Source organism: Exiguobacterium artemiae 255-15 (assembly GCF_000019905.1).
GTDB classification, from domain to species: domain Bacteria; phylum Bacillota; class Bacilli; order Exiguobacteriales; family Exiguobacteriaceae; genus Exiguobacterium_A; species Exiguobacterium_A artemiae.
In genome coordinates this window covers 74,833-92,707 of the sequence record NC_010556.1, presented here as the reverse complement: position 1 = coordinate 92,707, position 17,875 = coordinate 74,833, and the positions used below count along the sequence as shown (strand labels likewise).

Genomic DNA, 17,875 nt, shown 5'->3' with positions numbered 1-17,875 from the left:
CTAGAACAAGGCCTCGACCGATTAGTATCACTCAGCTCCGCATGTCGCCATGCTTCCACCCGTGACCTATCTACCTCATCGTCTCTGAGGGGTCTTTCTTGATTACTCAAAGGGAAATCTCATCTTGGAGGGGGCTTCATGCTTAGATGCTTTCAGCATTTATCCCGTCCGCACGTAGCTACCCAGCGATGCTCCTGGCGGAACAACTGGTACACCAGCGGTGCGTCCATCCCGGTCCTCTCGTACTAAGGACAGCTCTCCTCAAATTTCCTGCGCCCACGACGGATAGGGACCGAACTGTCTCACGACGTTCTGAACCCAGCTCGCGTACCGCTTTAATGGGCGAACAGCCCAACCCTTGGGACCTACTCCAGCCCCAGGATGCGATGAGCCGACATCGAGGTGCCAAACCTCCCCGTCGATGTGGACTCTTGGGGGAGATCAGCCTGTTATCCCCAGGGTAGCTTTTATCCGTTGAGCGATGGCCCTTCCATGCGGAACCACCGGATCACTAAGCCCGACTTTCGTCCCTGCTCGACTTGTAGGTCTCGCAGTCAAGCTCCCTTCTGCCTTTGCGCTCTACGAATGATTTCCAACCATTCTGAGGGAACCTTTGGGCGCCTCCGTTACTGTTTAGGAGGCGACCGCCCCAGTCAAACTACCCGCCTGACACGGTCCTCCAGCCGGATGACGGCTGCGAGTTAGAGACTCTATGCATGAAGGGCGGTATCCCAAGGGTGACTCCTCCGAAGCTGGCGCTCCGGTCTCGACGTCTCCCGCCTATCCTGTACATCATGCACAAAGCCTCAATATCAGGCTGTAGTAAAGCTCCATGGGGTCTTTCCGTCCTGTCGCGGGTAACCTGCATCTTCACAGGTACTATGATTTCACCGGGTCTCTCGTTGAGACAGTGCCCAAATCGTTACGCCTTTCGTGCGGGTCGGAACTTACCCGACAAGGAATTTCGCTACCTTAGGACCGTTATAGTTACGGCCGCCGTTTACTGGGGCTTCGGTTCAAAGCTTCGCTTGCGCTAACCCATCCCCTTAACCTTCCAGCACCGGGCAGGCGTCAGCCCCTATACGTCATCTTGCGATTTAGCAGAGACCTGTGTTTTTGCTAAACAGTCGTTTGGGCCTATTCACTGCGGCTCTACTCATGTAGAGCGTCCCTTCTCCCGAAGTTACGGGACCATTTTGCCGAGTTCCTTAACGAGAGTTATCCCGCGCGTCTTAGAATTCTCATCCCGCCTACCTGTGTCGGTTTACGGTACTGGCACCTTCCACCTCACTAGAGGCTTTTCTTGGCAGTGTGAAATCGTGACCTTCGTCCCTAGGGGACTCCGCATCGTTCCTCGACTTTGGTGCCTGACGGATTTGCCAATCAGACGGTCTCGAAACTTACACATGCACTTCCATCCGCATGCGTCACTATCCTCCTGCGTCCCCCCATTGTTCAAACGGTGGATCGGTGGTACAGGAATATCAACCTGTTATCCATCGCCTACGCCTTTCGGCCTCGGCTTAGGTCCAGACTAACCCTGAGCGGACGAGCCTTCCTCAGGAAACCTTGGGCTTTCGACGGAGGGGATTCTCACCCCTCTTTTCGCTACTCACACCGGCATTCTCACTTCCAAACGCTCCACTGCTCCTTCCGGTACAGCTTCACAGCGGTTTGGAACGCTCCCCTACCATTCCTTACGGAATCCGCAGCTTCGGTGGTATGTTTAGCCCCGTTACATTTTCGGCGCGGCGCCACTCGACTAGTGAGCTATTACGCACTCTTTGAATGGTGGCTGCTTCTAAGCCAACATCCTAGCTGTCTAGGCAGCGCCACATCCTTTTCCACTTAACATACACTTTGGGACCTTAGCTGGCGGTCTGGGCTGTTTCCCTCTTGACTACGGATCTTATCACTCGCAGTCTGACTCCCGAGTATAAGTTGCCGGCATTCGGAGTTTAACTGAATTCGGTAACCCTGTGGGGGCCCCTAGTCCAATCAGTGCTCTACCTCCGGAACTCTCAACCTCGAGGCTAGCCCTAAAGCTATTTCGGGGAGAACCAGCTATCTCCAGGTTCGATTGGCATTTCACCGCTACCCACACCTCATCCCCGCACTTTTCAACGTGCGTGGGTTCGGACCTCCAGTCAGTGTTACCTGACCTTCATCCTGGACATGGGTAGATCACCTGGTTTCGGGTCTACGACAACGCACTATGGCGCCCTATTCAGACTCGCTTTCGCTACGGCTCCGCCTCATCAGCTTAACCTCGCGCGCTATCGTAACTCGCCGGTTCATTCTACAAAAGGCACGCCATCACCCATTAACGGGCTCTGACTACTTGTAGGCATACGGTTTCAGGATCTATTTCACTCCCCTTCCGGGGTGCTTTTCACCTTTCCCTCACGGTACTGGTTCACTATCGGTCACTAGGGAGTATTTAGCCTTGGGAGATGGTCCTCCCGGATTCCGACGGGGTTTCACGTGTCCCGCCGTACTCAGGATCCACTCTGGAGGGAAAACAGTTTCAGCTACAGGGCTGTCACCTTCTTCGGCCGACCTTTCCAGGTCGTTCACCTACTGTCTTCCTTTTTGACTCCGTATAGAGTGTCCTACAACCCCGGAGAGCATGCTCTCCGGTTTGGGCTGTTCCCGTTTCGCTCGCCGCTACTCAGGGAATCGCATTTGCTTTCTCTTCCTCCGGGTACTTAGATGTTTCAGTTCCCCGGGTCTGCCTCACGCTACACTATGTATTCATGTAACATGTCCCATCCCATTACGGATGGTGGGTTCCCCCATTCGGAAATCCTCGGATCAAAGCATACTTACTGCTCCCCGAAGCATATCGCTGTTCGTCGCGTCCTTCATCGGCTCCTAGTGCCAAGGCATCCACCGTACGCCCTTCATACCTTGATCTAGCATTTTGGTATTCTAAGAACACACGTCTAATGACATGGTTATAAAAAGTTTGATGTCTTGTTGATGTCTTCAGTTTTCAAGGTGCGAGTGTCTCTATCGAGACGTTGAGAGACGAGCTCTCAAAACTGAACGATGGGCATGTCCCGTAAGGGACGTTTTCCTTAGAAAGGAGGTGATCCAGCCGCACCTTCCGATACGGCTACCTTGTTACGACTTCACCCCAATCATCTACCCCACCTTCGACGGCTGGCTCCTTGCGGTTACCTCACCGGCTTCGGGTGTTGCAAACTCTCGTGGTGTGACGGGCGGTGTGTACAAGACCCGGGAACGTATTCACCGCAGTATGCTGACCTGCGATTACTAGCGATTCCGACTTCATGCAGGCGAGTTGCAGCCTGCAATCCGAACTGGGAACGGCTTTCTGGGATTGGCTCCACCTCGCGGTCTCGCTGCCCTTTGTACCGTCCATTGTAGCACGTGTGTAGCCCAACTCATAAGGGGCATGATGATTTGACGTCATCCCCACCTTCCTCCGGTTTGTCACCGGCAGTCTCCCTAGAGTGCCCAACTAAATGCTGGCAACTAAGGATAGGGGTTGCGCTCGTTGCGGGACTTAACCCAACATCTCACGACACGAGCTGACGACAACCATGCACCACCTGTCACCCTTGTCCCCGAAGGGAAAACTTGATCTCTCAAGCGGTCAAGGGGATGTCAAGAGTTGGTAAGGTTCTTCGCGTTGCTTCGAATTAAACCACATGCTCCACCGCTTGTGCGGGTCCCCGTCAATTCCTTTGAGTTTCAGCCTTGCGGCCGTACTCCCCAGGCGGAGTGCTTAATGCGTTAGCTTCAGCACTGAGGGGCGGAAACCCCCCAACACCTAGCACTCATCGTTTACGGCGTGGACTACCAGGGTATCTAATCCTGTTTGCTCCCCACGCTTTCGCGCCTCAGCGTCAGTTACAGACCAAAGAGTCGCCTTCGCCACTGGTGTTCCTCCACATCTCTACGCATTTCACCGCTACACATGGAATTCCACTCTTCTCTTCTGTACTCAAGCCTTCCAGTTTCCAATGACCCTCCCCGGTTGAGCCGGGGGCTTTCACATCAGACTTAAAAGGCCGCCTGCGCGCGCTTTACGCCCAATAATTCCGGACAACGCTTGCCACCTACGTATTACCGCGGCTGCTGGCACGTAGTTAGCCGTGGCTTTCTCGCAAGGTACCGTCAAGGTACGAGCATTCCCTCTCGTACTTGTTCTTCCCTTACAACAGAGTTTTACGATCCGAAAACCTTCATCACTCACGCGGCGTTGCTCCATCAGACTTTCGTCCATTGTGGAAGATTCCCTACTGCTGCCTCCCGTAGGAGTCTGGGCCGTGTCTCAGTCCCAGTGTGGCCGATCACCCTCTCAGGTCGGCTATGCATCGTCGCCTTGGTGGGCCATTACCCCACCAACTAGCTAATGCACCGCAAGGCCATCCCAAGGTGACGCCGGAGCGCCTTTCATCATCAGACCATGCGGTCTGAAGAACTATTCGGTATTAGCTCCGATTTCTCGGAGTTATCCCAATCCTTGGGGCAGGTTCCTTACGTGTTACTCACCCGTCCGCCGCTCATTCCCTTCACTTCCCTCCGAAGAGTTCCGTGAGCTTCCTGCGCTCGACTTGCATGTATTAGGCACGCCGCCAGCGTTCGTCCTGAGCCAGGATCAAACTCTCCATAAAGTGTTTGACTTGCTCGTTGTGTGACCGAAGTCACGTTGACGAAGCTTGCGCTTCATTCATTGTTTGTATCCGAAGATACGTTTTTTGCCTCATCGTTCAGTTTTCAAAGTTCGTCATAAAAATGGTGGAGCCTAGCGGGATCGAACCGCTGACCTCCTGCGTGCAAGGCAGGCGCTCTCCCAGCTGAGCTAAGGCCCCATTAAGGGATTAAATTGAAGATGGTCGGGAAGACAGGATTCGAACCTGCGACCCCTTGGTCCCAAACCAAGTGCTCTACCAAGCTGAGCTACTTCCCGAAAAGTGCACCCTGAGAGATTCGAACTCCCGACCCCTTGATTCGTAGTCAAGTACTCTATCCAGCTGAGCTAAGGGTGCGGGGTAATTAATCAAACAGTTAAATTTAAATGGTACCGAGGGCCGGAATCGAACCGGCACGGGGAAACCCCCGCAGGATTTTAAGTCCTGTGCGTCTACCAGTTCCGCCACCCCGGCAGGGTGTTAAAAGGTAGCATCTACACTTTTTCAAGGTTGATGATTAAATTTAAGGTGAAAATGGTGCCGGCAACAGGAGTCGAACCCGCGACCTACTGATTACAAGTCAGTTGCTCTACCAGCTGAGCTACACCGGCAAGTGTAATAAAAAAATGGTGGAGGATGACGGGATCGAACCGCCGACCCTCTGCTTGTAAGGCAGATGCTCTCCCAGCTGAGCTAATCCTCCATATGTATCGCCTGGCAGCGTCCTATCCTCACAGGGGGAAGCCCCCAACTACTTTCGGCGTTCAAGTGCTTAACTTCCGTGTTCGGCATGGGAACGGGTGTGACCACTTGGCTATCGCCACCAGACATCTATTATCTTAACATTATGTTTCCATAACGTCAAGCATTTTTTTGAAAGGCTCGCGCCCTCAAAACTGAAGTCATCAACAATGCATCTGCTAGAACAAGGCCTCGACCGATTAGTATCACTCAGCTCCGCATGTCGCCATGCTTCCACCCGTGACCTATCTACCTCATCGTCTCTGAGGGGTCTTTCTTGATTACTCAAAGGGAAATCTCATCTTGGAGGGGGCTTCATGCTTAGATGCTTTCAGCATTTATCCCGTCCGCACGTAGCTACCCAGCGATGCTCCTGGCGGAACAACTGGTACACCAGCGGTGCGTCCATCCCGGTCCTCTCGTACTAAGGACAGCTCTCCTCAAATTTCCTGCGCCCACGACGGATAGGGACCGAACTGTCTCACGACGTTCTGAACCCAGCTCGCGTACCGCTTTAATGGGCGAACAGCCCAACCCTTGGGACCTACTCCAGCCCCAGGATGCGATGAGCCGACATCGAGGTGCCAAACCTCCCCGTCGATGTGGACTCTTGGGGGAGATCAGCCTGTTATCCCCAGGGTAGCTTTTATCCGTTGAGCGATGGCCCTTCCATGCGGAACCACCGGATCACTAAGCCCGACTTTCGTCCCTGCTCGACTTGTAGGTCTCGCAGTCAAGCTCCCTTCTGCCTTTGCGCTCTACGAATGATTTCCAACCATTCTGAGGGAACCTTTGGGCGCCTCCGTTACTGTTTAGGAGGCGACCGCCCCAGTCAAACTACCCGCCTGACACGGTCCTCCAGCCGGATGACGGCTGCGAGTTAGAGACTCTATGCATGAAGGGCGGTATCCCAAGGGTGACTCCTCCGAAGCTGGCGCTCCGGTCTCGACGTCTCCCGCCTATCCTGTACATCATGCACAAAGCCTCAATATCAGGCTGTAGTAAAGCTCCATGGGGTCTTTCCGTCCTGTCGCGGGTAACCTGCATCTTCACAGGTACTATGATTTCACCGGGTCTCTCGTTGAGACAGTGCCCAAATCGTTACGCCTTTCGTGCGGGTCGGAACTTACCCGACAAGGAATTTCGCTACCTTAGGACCGTTATAGTTACGGCCGCCGTTTACTGGGGCTTCGGTTCAAAGCTTCGCTTGCGCTAACCCATCCCCTTAACCTTCCAGCACCGGGCAGGCGTCAGCCCCTATACGTCATCTTGCGATTTAGCAGAGACCTGTGTTTTTGCTAAACAGTCGTTTGGGCCTATTCACTGCGGCTCTACTCATGTAGAGCGTCCCTTCTCCCGAAGTTACGGGACCATTTTGCCGAGTTCCTTAACGAGAGTTATCCCGCGCGTCTTAGAATTCTCATCCCGCCTACCTGTGTCGGTTTACGGTACTGGCACCTTCCACCTCACTAGAGGCTTTTCTTGGCAGTGTGAAATCGTGACCTTCGTCCCTAGGGGACTCCGCATCGTTCCTCGACTTTGGTGCCTGACGGATTTGCCAATCAGACGGTCTCGAAACTTACACATGCACTTCCATCCGCATGCGTCACTATCCTCCTGCGTCCCCCCATTGTTCAAACGGTGGATCGGTGGTACAGGAATATCAACCTGTTATCCATCGCCTACGCCTTTCGGCCTCGGCTTAGGTCCAGACTAACCCTGAGCGGACGAGCCTTCCTCAGGAAACCTTGGGCTTTCGACGGAGGGGATTCTCACCCCTCTTTTCGCTACTCACACCGGCATTCTCACTTCCAAACGCTCCACTGCTCCTTCCGGTACAGCTTCACAGCGGTTTGGAACGCTCCCCTACCATTCCTTACGGAATCCGCAGCTTCGGTGGTATGTTTAGCCCCGTTACATTTTCGGCGCGGCGCCACTCGACTAGTGAGCTATTACGCACTCTTTGAATGGTGGCTGCTTCTAAGCCAACATCCTAGCTGTCTAGGCAGCGCCACATCCTTTTCCACTTAACATACACTTTGGGACCTTAGCTGGCGGTCTGGGCTGTTTCCCTCTTGACTACGGATCTTATCACTCGCAGTCTGACTCCCGAGTATAAGTTGCCGGCATTCGGAGTTTAACTGAATTCGGTAACCCTGTGGGGGCCCCTAGTCCAATCAGTGCTCTACCTCCGGAACTCTCAACCTCGAGGCTAGCCCTAAAGCTATTTCGGGGAGAACCAGCTATCTCCAGGTTCGATTGGCATTTCACCGCTACCCACACCTCATCCCCGCACTTTTCAACGTGCGTGGGTTCGGACCTCCAGTCAGTGTTACCTGACCTTCATCCTGGACATGGGTAGATCACCTGGTTTCGGGTCTACGACAACGCACTATGGCGCCCTATTCAGACTCGCTTTCGCTACGGCTCCGCCTCATCAGCTTAACCTCGCGCGCTATCGTAACTCGCCGGTTCATTCTACAAAAGGCACGCCATCACCCATTAACGGGCTCTGACTACTTGTAGGCATACGGTTTCAGGATCTATTTCACTCCCCTTCCGGGGTGCTTTTCACCTTTCCCTCACGGTACTGGTTCACTATCGGTCACTAGGGAGTATTTAGCCTTGGGAGATGGTCCTCCCGGATTCCGACGGGGTTTCACGTGTCCCGCCGTACTCAGGATCCACTCTGGAGGGAAAACAGTTTCAGCTACAGGGCTGTCACCTTCTTCGGCCGACCTTTCCAGGTCGTTCACCTACTGTCTTCCTTTTTGACTCCGTATAGAGTGTCCTACAACCCCGGAGAGCATGCTCTCCGGTTTGGGCTGTTCCCGTTTCGCTCGCCGCTACTCAGGGAATCGCATTTGCTTTCTCTTCCTCCGGGTACTTAGATGTTTCAGTTCCCCGGGTCTGCCTCACGCTACACTATGTATTCATGTAACATGTCCCATCCCATTACGGATGGTGGGTTCCCCCATTCGGAAATCCTCGGATCAAAGCATACTTACTGCTCCCCGAAGCATATCGCTGTTCGTCGCGTCCTTCATCGGCTCCTAGTGCCAAGGCATCCACCGTACGCCCTTCATACCTTGATCTAGCATTTTGGTATTCTAAGAACACACGTCTAATGACATGGTTATAAAAAGTTTGATGTCTTGTTGATGTCTTCAGTTTTCAAGGTGCGAGTGTCTCTATCGAGACGTTGAGAGACGAGCTCTCAAAACTGAACGATGGGCATGTCCCGTACGGGACGTTTTCCTTAGAAAGGAGGTGATCCAGCCGCACCTTCCGATACGGCTACCTTGTTACGACTTCACCCCAATCATCTACCCCACCTTCGACGGCTGGCTCCTTGCGGTTACCTCACCGGCTTCGGGTGTTGCAAACTCTCGTGGTGTGACGGGCGGTGTGTACAAGACCCGGGAACGTATTCACCGCAGTATGCTGACCTGCGATTACTAGCGATTCCGACTTCATGCAGGCGAGTTGCAGCCTGCAATCCGAACTGGGAACGGCTTTCTGGGATTGGCTCCACCTCGCGGTCTCGCTGCCCTTTGTACCGTCCATTGTAGCACGTGTGTAGCCCAACTCATAAGGGGCATGATGATTTGACGTCATCCCCACCTTCCTCCGGTTTGTCACCGGCAGTCTCCCTAGAGTGCCCAACTAAATGCTGGCAACTAAGGATAGGGGTTGCGCTCGTTGCGGGACTTAACCCAACATCTCACGACACGAGCTGACGACAACCATGCACCACCTGTCACCCTTGTCCCCGAAGGGAAAACTTGATCTCTCAAGCGGTCAAGGGGATGTCAAGAGTTGGTAAGGTTCTTCGCGTTGCTTCGAATTAAACCACATGCTCCACCGCTTGTGCGGGTCCCCGTCAATTCCTTTGAGTTTCAGCCTTGCGGCCGTACTCCCCAGGCGGAGTGCTTAATGCGTTAGCTTCAGCACTGAGGGGCGGAAACCCCCCAACACCTAGCACTCATCGTTTACGGCGTGGACTACCAGGGTATCTAATCCTGTTTGCTCCCCACGCTTTCGCGCCTCAGCGTCAGTTACAGACCAAAGAGTCGCCTTCGCCACTGGTGTTCCTCCACATCTCTACGCATTTCACCGCTACACATGGAATTCCACTCTTCTCTTCTGTACTCAAGCCTTCCAGTTTCCAATGACCCTCCCCGGTTGAGCCGGGGGCTTTCACATCAGACTTAAAAGGCCGCCTGCGCGCGCTTTACGCCCAATAATTCCGGACAACGCTTGCCACCTACGTATTACCGCGGCTGCTGGCACGTAGTTAGCCGTGGCTTTCTCGCAAGGTACCGTCAAGGTACGAGCATTCCCTCTCGTACTTGTTCTTCCCTTACAACAGAGTTTTACGATCCGAAAACCTTCATCACTCACGCGGCGTTGCTCCATCAGACTTTCGTCCATTGTGGAAGATTCCCTACTGCTGCCTCCCGTAGGAGTCTGGGCCGTGTCTCAGTCCCAGTGTGGCCGATCACCCTCTCAGGTCGGCTATGCATCGTCGCCTTGGTGGGCCATTACCCCACCAACTAGCTAATGCACCGCAAGGCCATCCCAAGGTGACGCCGGAGCGCCTTTCATCATCAGACCATGCGGTCTGAAGAACTATTCGGTATTAGCTCCGATTTCTCGGAGTTATCCCAATCCTTGGGGCAGGTTCCTTACGTGTTACTCACCCGTCCGCCGCTCATTCCCTTCACTTCCCTCCGAAGAGTTCCGTGAGCTTCCTGCGCTCGACTTGCATGTATTAGGCACGCCGCCAGCGTTCGTCCTGAGCCAGGATCAAACTCTCCATAAAGTGTTTGACTTGCTCGTTGTGTGACCGAAGTCACGTTGACGAAGCTTGCGCTTCATTCATTGTTTGTATCCGAAGATACGTTTTTTGCCTCATCGTTCAGTTTTCAAAGTTCGTCATGTCGTTTTCAGCGACTTTAATATCTTACCAAGTTACCAACACAATTGTCAACAACTTTTTTCGATATTTTTTTCGGTGTGTCACAACCATTTGCGGCACAAGAAGTAATATACCATGGAGTTTTTATTTGTACAAGTGTTTTATCAGAAAAACATTTAAAAAGTTATTATTCCCGTTTCAGCTTAAGAATACTCATGCTTTTCCACCGGGAATTCTAGTGGCCACCAATGAAGAAAACTCTCCACTTCCTTCTATAAAGAAAGCGGAGAGTCTGATCTTAATTAGTTTTGCTGGTGACGCATTGTCGGGAAGAGCAAGACATCACGAATCGAAGGAGCGTTTGTCAACAACATGACAAGACGGTCGATTCCGATACCAAGACCTCCTGTCGGCGGCATACCGTACTCAAGCGCTTCAATGAAATCATTGTCCATTTCATGCGCTTCATCATTCCCTGCTTCTTTTTCGACAAGCTGGGCTTCGAAACGTTCACGTTGGTCGATTGGATCGTTCAATTCCGTAAAGGCATTGGCATGTTCCCGGCGAACGATGAACAATTCAAATCGATCCGTAAAGCGAGGATCTTCCGGATTCTTCTTCGCAAGCGGTGAAATTTCAACCGGATGACCATAGACGAATGTCGGTTGAACCAACGACTCTTCGATTTTCTGCTCGAAGAATTCATTGAGAATATGTCCTGTCGTCATATGGGCTTGTACTTCAACGCCATGTTCATGTGCGAGTTCATGTGCACGTTCTTTTGAAATCTCTTCAAAGAAATCAACACCCGTTGCTTCTTTAACGAGATCCGCCATGTGTGCCCGTTTCCATCCGACAGACAGATCAATCACATCTTCACCGTAAGTGACTTGTGTTGTGCCAAGTACTTCTTGAGCGACGTGGGCAATCAAGTTTTCCGTCAGATTCATGATGTCGTTATAGTCTGCATAGGCTTCATATAACTCAATCATTGTAAACTCAGGGTTATGACGCGTCGAGATTCCTTCATTCCGGAAGACGCGGCCGATTTCGTAAACTTTTTCAAGTCCACCGACAATCAAACGTTTGAGATGTAACTCAATCGCGATCCGCATGTAAAGCGTCATATCCAGTGCGTTATGATGCGTGATAAACGGACGTGCCGAAGCGCCACCTGCAATCGTATGCAACATCGGTGTTTCGACTTCCAAGTATCCGAGGCTGTCGAGATACTGACGAATGCCGCGAATGACTTTACTGCGTGCAATAAATGTTTCCCGTGATTCTGTATTCGTGATCAAATCCAGGTAACGCTGACGGTAGCGTTGTTCGACGTCTTTTAATCCGTGATATTTATCCGGAAGCGGACGCAATGCTTTCGTCAGTAATGTAAACGACGTGACGTGAACAGACAGTTCCCCGACATTCGTTTTGAACACGTAACCGCTGATTCCGACGATATCACCTAAGTCACATGTTTTATAGATTTCGTACGCTTCTTCGCCAACATCGTCTTTACGTACATACAGTTGGATTTGACCATTGACGTCCTGGACGTTTGTAAAGCCAACTTTCCCTTTACGGCGTGTCGTCATGACGCGACCCGCGATTGAGACGTCCGGCTTCAGCTCTGCCAATTCTTCTTTTTCATGTTCGCCGTAAGCGGCACGAATACTCGTCGTATCTGTTGTACGTTCGAAACGGGCACCAAACGGATCGAGTCCTTGTTCACGCATGGCGTTCATCTTACCGAGACGCACCTGCATTTGATCGTTCATTTCCATGTCCTGACTCACTGTCTTCACTCCTTTTATAATGGTTCACGATGGTTTTTACTTCTTCGATGAAAAAGCTGCCGGTATGACCGACAGCTCCTAGCAAAACCGATTCGCTCATCTTCAATGGCATTAGCGTACCATAAAACCGGTAAGTCCGACTATACTTTACCTGTCACGCATGTACGGCATTCATTTCCAATGTTTCAACATACTCATGCAGCAACTTTTGCAGTCCTGTGTGGGTATTCGTATCGAATAAGGCTTTGCGCACATGCCCGTTGCCGCTTAATCCTTTTAAATACCAGGCGACATGAGTCCGCATTTCCCGTACCGCGAGGTCTTCTCCTTTAAGTGCGACAAGACGTTCGGCATGTAACAGGCAAATATCAATTTTCTCACGTGGCGTCGGCTCGACCGACAGGGTACCCGATTCCAAATATTGAATCGTCTGATACAACATCCACGGATTTCCGAGTGCCGCTCGCCCGATCATGACACCGTCCACCCCGATTTCATCAATCATCCGTTTCGCGTCTTGCGGGGTTTGAACATCACCGTTTCCGATGATCGGAATAGTCACGGCCCGTTTTGCTTCACCGATGATATTCCAATCGGCGACGCCTTCATACTTCTGCGACCGGGTCCGGCCGTGAATAGCGACCGCCTTCGCCCCTCCCGCTTCCGCAGCGCGGACATTATCAACACAATAAATATGGTGGCTGTCCCAGCCGGTTCGCATCTTCACCGTAACGGGTTTATCCACCGCTTGTGATACGGCATGAACCATCTCATAGACTTTATCCGGATCAAGCAACCACTTGGCACCCGCGTCACACTTCGTCACTTTTGGAACAGGACACCCCATATTGATGTCGATGATGTCTGCATTCGTATTCGCATCGACATATTGAGCCGCTTGAACCAACGTTTCTTTTGATCCGCCGTAAATCTGCAAACTGAGCGGTTTTTCCCGATCGTCCACATACAGCATTTGCATTGTCCGTTCGTTTTCGTAGAGGATTCCCTTATCACTGACCATTTCTGCACAGACGAGACCTGCCCCGAATTCTTTTGCGATCAAACGAAACGCAGGATTACAGACACCCGCCATCGGTGCTAAAATGACACGGTTATTCAGTTCGACGTCACCTATTTTAAAACCTGTCATCATTCTCTTCCCTTCCTCTTCCTGAAACAACACTTACTCAATCCGTCGTACGTCGGTGCGCTCCGCTTCCGGCAATGCCCGATATAACTCCTCGACCGTTTGCTTCAAACCGGGTACGACGTAAGAAGGAGTCAATTCACGCAACGGCGCCAGTACAAACGCACGGTCCTGCATTCTGGGATGCGGGACGGTCAGCCCATCTGCTTGAATTGTTTCATCATTATACAAAATGATGTCCAAATCAAGTGTCCGTGGTCCGTTTTTAAACAACCGTTTCCGTCCCTCCTGTTGTTCGATCCGTTGTAACGCTTGTAATAAACGATCTGCCGGTTCTGTCGTATCGAGCTCTACGACCATGTTGTAAAAAAGATCCTGATCCACGTACCCGACAGGAGCTGTTTCGTAAACAGAAGAAGGACGTAAAGCATGCGTCGTCGCAAGCGAACGCATGGCCTCAATCGCCGCCCGGAGATGACCCGCCTTATCTCCAATATTTGATCCTAACGCGATGTAGGCACGATTCATAAGTAATCCGCCCGCTTCCGGTGGATTTCAACCGCGACATGTTCATAATGTCCGGCAATCGGCGGATCCGGTTTGATGACTTTGACGGTCGTTTCAAGAATCCGGTTATCGAGTGCCAAAACCTGTTCCGCAATCCGATTCGCCAAGGCTTCGACCAATTGCAACGGCGTTCCTTCGACAACCTGCTTTGTCACTTCGTATAATTCAGCATAATTCACACTTTCCCGTAAATCATCGGTTTGACCGGCACGCAACAAATCAAGGCCAATTGATAAATCCACATTGAAGCGCTGACCGAGCTTCGTCTCTTCCGCAAACACACCATGGTATCCGTAAAAACGCATCCCTGTCACTTCGATTCGATCCATCTTCATTCCCCTCCCGTTAATTCCGTTTCCAACATCGCATCCATCATGACAGCGGCTCGCTTAACTGCTTTGACATCGTGCACTCGCATCCATTCACATCCTTGTTGGATACCGTAACATACTGTCGCGATTGTTCCTTCGACGCGTTGGTCTGCCGGTAATCCGAGCGTCAAACCAATCATCGACTTGCGCGACGTCCCGAGCAGGACCGGATAACCGAAATCGGTCGTAATCGACAAGTGGCGCATCAAAAATAAGTTTTCCTGATGGGTTTTCATGAAGCCAATCCCGGGATCAAGCCAAATCTGATTTTCGGAAACGCCGGCCTGCTTCGCTAAACGAATCGAATCTTCGAGATCAGCCCGGACCTCCGCCAGCATATCTGGCCCGTGCGGTTCTAAACGGTTATGCATCAAAATAATCGGGACATCGTAGTGTGCCGCAACGTTAACCATTGAACAGTCACCCCACTTTGATCCCCAGACATCGTTAATAATGTCGGCACCTGCACGAACAGCCGCTTCCGCGACATCCGGTTTATACGTATCAATCGATACTAAAACATCCAGTTCCCGCTTCAACCGACGGATGACGGGAACGACCCGCTCGATTTCTTCTGCCGCGGATACGAACACTGCCCCCGGTCTTGTTGATTCTCCTCCTACATCGATTGCATCTGCTCCGTCCGCTACGAGTTGCTTCGCATGCCGGACCGCCTGTTCGAGATCGACATAGTTTCCACCATCGGAAAACGAATCCGGTGTCACGTTTAAAATGCCCATGATTTTCGTCATCCTTGTTTCCTCCTTGACCATTTCGTTTGGACCACTTGATCAAACAACGTCCGAATGGATTGATAACCTTGACCCGTCAAACCCGGGAAAGTCCGCCCATCCAGTGACGAAACGGCAATGACTTCCTGAATGGAGTTCGTACAAAGGATTTCATCCGCCTCTATTAATTGCGGCAACAGCGCAAGCCGCTCTTCCACCGGGACCTGTTCCATGATGAATTGACGGGTAATCCCGTTCAGCGCCCCTGTCTCAAGCGGCGGTGTATACCATTGGTTGCCGTACCGCCAAAAAATATTGGACGTCAATCCTTCACAGATAAAGCCTTCTTTCGTCAGAAACAGCCCTTCTGCTTCTTGATTAAACAAATGACGTTTCGCCACAAGATTGTTCATATAGTGATGCGACTTGAGCCGATAGCTGGTTTCCGGCGTACTGCGGGCAAGACGCACCGTCTCGAGTGCCCGTTCTGCCGGCTGTCTCTGTCCGATTGGTTTTGCGTACAACAGGACAGTCGGTTCCGCATACGGTTCACTCGACAGTCCGATGTCCCGTGCTCCACCAGAAACGTTCAACCGGATATACAGATCCTGTTCTTCATACACACGATAAAGATCCTCTACTGCCCGGAGTAACTGTTCACGCCCGTACGGCAATTGAATACCGATTGCTGCACAACTCATCTGGAGCCGTTCGATATGGTCATCAAATAAAAAAGGATGTCCCTCGTAAGTACGAAACGTTTCAAATACACCCATTCCATAGAGATAACCATGATCAAACGGTGAAATCCGGATTTCTTCTTCCCGTTTCACGTTCCCATCATGCCAAAGATACATAGTGTGTCAACTCCAAAAAGTTTTTTAACATCTGTTTCCCGTCCCGCGTCAAAATCGCTTCCGGATGGAACTGGACACCGACGATCGGCCATTCCTTATGACGCAAAGCCATGACTTCGCCGTCTGCTTCTGCCGTCATCGTCAAGATATCCGGAAAACTCTCCCGTTCGACGACCAACGAATGATACCGTGTCACGGGTGTCTGTTGTTCGATTCCGCTGAACATACCCGACCCGTCATGCGTCAACAAGGAGACTTTTCCATGCATCAGCGTTTTGGCACGGACGACTTTTCCTCCGAAGACTTGGCCAATCGCCTGATGACCGAGACAGATCCCAAGAATCGGAATCCGACCTGCGAAATAACGGATTGCCTCGAGACTGATGCCTGCTTCATTCGGTGTACACGGTCCCGGTGAAATGACTAAATGATCCGGTGCCAGTTGTTCGATTTCTTCAATCGTGATGGCATCATTCCGAAACACCCGGATGTCTTGTCCGAGTTCGCCGAAATATTGAACCACGTTATACGTAAATGAATCATAGTTATCGATTAATACAATCATGTCGTTCCCTCCGCCATTTCTTTTGCGACCCAGAGTGCTTTTGCTTTACTGAGCGACTCTTCATATTCACTTTCCGAGTCGGAGTCGGTTACGATGCCAGCACCTGCCTGAATATAGGCCATACCATCTTTCGCGACAAGCGTCCGAATCAAGATATTGAAAATTACATCGTCCGCCCAGCTGATAAAACCGAGGGCTCCTGTATAGATGCCGCGGCGAACAGGCTCAAGCTCTTCAATGATCTCCATCGTCCGGATTTTAGGTGCTCCCGTAATCGTACCTCCCGGGAACATCGCAGCCAGGACACTGCTGCCGGTTTCATCTGCGGCAATCTCTCCCCGGACGTTTGAGACGATGTGCTGGACGTGGGAGTATTTTTCGATGACCATCAATTCGTCAACATGGACGGAACCGTAGCGGCTGACACGCCCTAAATCGTTTCGCTCGAGATCGACGAGCATGACATGCTCCGCCCGTTCCTTCTCATTGTCGAGTAACGTTTTCGCTAACGCCAGGTCTTCTTCCTCATTTTGTCCGCGCGGCCGGGTTCCGGCAATCGGACGGGTCGCGAGTGACAGACCGATTTTTTCGACTAGTAACTCCGGCGATGCTGAAACGAGTACCAATTCTTTATCTGCAAAGTAACCCATATACGGAGACGGGTTGATCGTTCGCAATACATCATAAATATGAGCGGGTGTTGTCCGCAACGGTTCCTGTTGGCGGACGGCAAGGTTCACTTGAAAGACATCTCCCGCTTCAATATATTGTTTGATCCGGTCAGCTGCCTGCATGAAGGCGGACCTTTCGAATGAACGTCCCCGTTCAGCCGTTTTTTCTTCCGGTGCTGCGAACATCGGAGCCGGACTCGACTGACGCCACGATGAAACTTCTGCCGCCAAAGCAAGCGTCGCTTCCGCCTCCGTTTCCCGTGTGACAGCTATAAACAATCGTTCTGTCTGATGATCAAATACGGCGACCTCATCATACCAGTAAAGCGAAAGATCGGCTGTTGCCAAATCATCCTCTGCCTGTTCCGGCAACCGTTCAAGATAACGAACGGCATCGTAACTGACATATCCGGCTAATCCTCCAAAAAATGGCGGCATCCCTTCCGGACGAGCCGATGCATAGCGCGCACGAATCTCTTCGAGCAATGTAAATGGAGCATCGGTATATTGTTTTTCTTGTCCGGCTTCTTGAATGATCGTTCTACCGTTTTTTGTCCGGATGTGACCGACCGGCCGGACGCCTGCCATCGTATAGGATCCGATTCGTCCACTCTCAAGCCAGATATGACCTGTCTGTCCGGCTGTCCGTTCAACGTACCGGTTATAAAACTGTTCCTTTGTCCATGTAAATGATTCGTATACTGTCTGTCGCACTAGCGTTCCTCCACTTCCGAACTATTCTGCTCTCATTATACGCAAAAAATCAGACAGGCGGGCATAAGTCACTTGCCGATTACATATAAAAAGAGGTCCATTCCTTTAAATCGGAATGAACCTCTTGCTT

At 51.6% G+C, this 17,875-nt stretch carries 8 protein-coding genes, 6 tRNA genes and 5 rRNA genes; all 19 read right to left on the bottom strand.

The window, feature by feature from the left end; all coding sequences use genetic code 11:
- Nucleotide 1: 1 nt before the first annotated feature.
- Nucleotides 2-2,916 (bottom strand): 23S ribosomal RNA (locus EXIG_RS00505).
- A gap of 168 nt (nt 2,917-3,084) precedes the next feature.
- Nucleotides 3,085-4,646: ribosomal RNA gene (locus EXIG_RS00500) — 16S ribosomal RNA — on the bottom strand.
- A 122-nt stretch (nt 4,647-4,768) separates the two neighbouring features.
- A tRNA-Ala gene (locus tag EXIG_RS00495) sits at nt 4,769-4,844 on the bottom strand.
- A gap of 21 nt (nt 4,845-4,865) precedes the next feature.
- Nucleotides 4,866-4,942: transfer RNA gene (locus EXIG_RS00490), tRNA-Pro, on the bottom strand.
- A gap of 5 nt (nt 4,943-4,947) precedes the next feature.
- Nucleotides 4,948-5,021 (bottom strand) — tRNA-Arg (locus EXIG_RS00485).
- Nucleotides 5,022-5,051: 30 nt separating this feature from the next.
- Nucleotides 5,052-5,138: transfer RNA gene (locus tag EXIG_RS00480), tRNA-Leu, on the bottom strand.
- 61 nt (nt 5,139-5,199) lie between these two features.
- A tRNA-Thr gene (locus EXIG_RS00475) sits at nt 5,200-5,275 on the bottom strand.
- A 16-nt stretch (nt 5,276-5,291) separates the two neighbouring features.
- A tRNA-Val gene (locus tag EXIG_RS00470) sits at nt 5,292-5,367 on the bottom strand.
- Nucleotides 5,368-5,376: 9 nt separating this feature from the next.
- Nucleotides 5,377-5,492 (bottom strand): 5S ribosomal RNA (gene rrf, locus EXIG_RS00465).
- A gap of 93 nt (nt 5,493-5,585) precedes the next feature.
- Nucleotides 5,586-8,500, bottom strand: a 23S ribosomal RNA gene (locus EXIG_RS00460).
- A 168-nt stretch (nt 8,501-8,668) separates the two neighbouring features.
- Nucleotides 8,669-10,230 (bottom strand): 16S ribosomal RNA (locus EXIG_RS00455).
- Together the 16S, 23S and 5S rRNA genes with 6 tRNA genes alongside form the textbook arrangement of a ribosomal RNA operon.
- Before the next feature lie 398 nt (nt 10,231-10,628).
- On the bottom strand, nt 10,629-12,110 hold the full coding sequence (lysS, locus tag EXIG_RS00450) for a lysine--tRNA ligase (RefSeq protein WP_147269823.1): 1,482 nt from the start codon (nt 12,108-12,110) through the stop codon (nt 10,629-10,631).
- A gap of 166 nt (nt 12,111-12,276) precedes the next feature.
- Nucleotides 12,277-13,272: a tRNA dihydrouridine synthase DusB gene (gene dusB / locus EXIG_RS00445; protein ID WP_041261775.1), complete on the bottom strand. Its 996-nt coding sequence runs from the start codon at nt 13,270-13,272 to the stop codon at nt 12,277-12,279.
- Between the two features lie 33 nt (nt 13,273-13,305).
- The gene (gene folK / locus EXIG_RS00440; RefSeq protein ID WP_012368975.1) at nt 13,306-13,797 is read right to left on the bottom strand and encodes a 2-amino-4-hydroxy-6-hydroxymethyldihydropteridine diphosphokinase; all 492 of its coding nucleotides are present in this window, start codon (nt 13,795-13,797) and stop codon (nt 13,306-13,308) included.
- A complete protein-coding gene (folB, locus tag EXIG_RS00435; RefSeq protein ID WP_012368974.1) occupies nt 13,794-14,165 on the bottom strand; it encodes a dihydroneopterin aldolase in 372 nt (123 codons plus the stop codon). Before folB ends, folK begins: the two co-directional genes overlap by 4 nt.
- Nucleotides 14,166-14,167: 2 nt before the next feature.
- Entirely contained in the window at nt 14,168-14,959 is a 792-nt protein-coding gene (folP, locus tag EXIG_RS00430; RefSeq protein ID WP_012368973.1) for a dihydropteroate synthase, read from the bottom strand.
- A complete protein-coding gene (locus EXIG_RS00425; RefSeq protein WP_012368972.1) occupies nt 14,956-15,795 on the bottom strand; it encodes an aminotransferase class IV in 840 nt (279 codons plus the stop codon). Before EXIG_RS00425 ends, folP begins: the two co-directional genes overlap by 4 nt.
- On the bottom strand, nt 15,779-16,360 hold the full coding sequence (locus tag EXIG_RS00420) for an anthranilate synthase component II (RefSeq protein ID WP_012368971.1): 582 nt from the start codon (nt 16,358-16,360) through the stop codon (nt 15,779-15,781). The genes EXIG_RS00425 and EXIG_RS00420 overlap by 17 nt, the downstream gene beginning before the upstream one ends.
- The gene (locus EXIG_RS00415; RefSeq protein ID WP_012368970.1) at nt 16,357-17,745 is read right to left on the bottom strand and encodes an anthranilate synthase component I family protein; all 1,389 of its coding nucleotides are present in this window, start codon (nt 17,743-17,745) and stop codon (nt 16,357-16,359) included. The genes EXIG_RS00420 and EXIG_RS00415 overlap by 4 nt, the downstream gene beginning before the upstream one ends.
- Nucleotides 17,746-17,875 lie beyond the last annotated feature (130 nt).

What these genes read in the sequence shown, in the direction of transcription:
- lysS (WP_147269823.1), bottom strand. Translation starts at nt 12,110, where the DNA reads ATGGAAATGAACGATCAAATGCAGGTGCGTCTCGGTAAGATGAACGCC.
- dusB (WP_041261775.1), bottom strand. Translation starts at nt 13,272, where the DNA reads ATGACAGGTTTTAAAATAGGTGACGTCGAACTGAATAACCGTGTCATT.
- folK (WP_012368975.1), bottom strand. Translation starts at nt 13,797, where the DNA reads ATGAATCGTGCCTACATCGCGTTAGGATCAAATATTGGAGATAAGGCG.
- folB (WP_012368974.1), bottom strand. Translation starts at nt 14,165, where the DNA reads ATGGATCGAATCGAAGTGACAGGGATGCGTTTTTACGGATACCATGGT.
- folP (WP_012368973.1), bottom strand. Translation starts at nt 14,959, where the DNA reads ATGACGAAAATCATGGGCATTTTAAACGTGACACCGGATTCGTTTTCC.
- EXIG_RS00425 (WP_012368972.1), bottom strand. Translation starts at nt 15,795, where the DNA reads ATGTATCTTTGGCATGATGGGAACGTGAAACGGGAAGAAGAAATCCGG.
- EXIG_RS00420 (WP_012368971.1), bottom strand. Translation starts at nt 16,360, where the DNA reads ATGATTGTATTAATCGATAACTATGATTCATTTACGTATAACGTGGTT.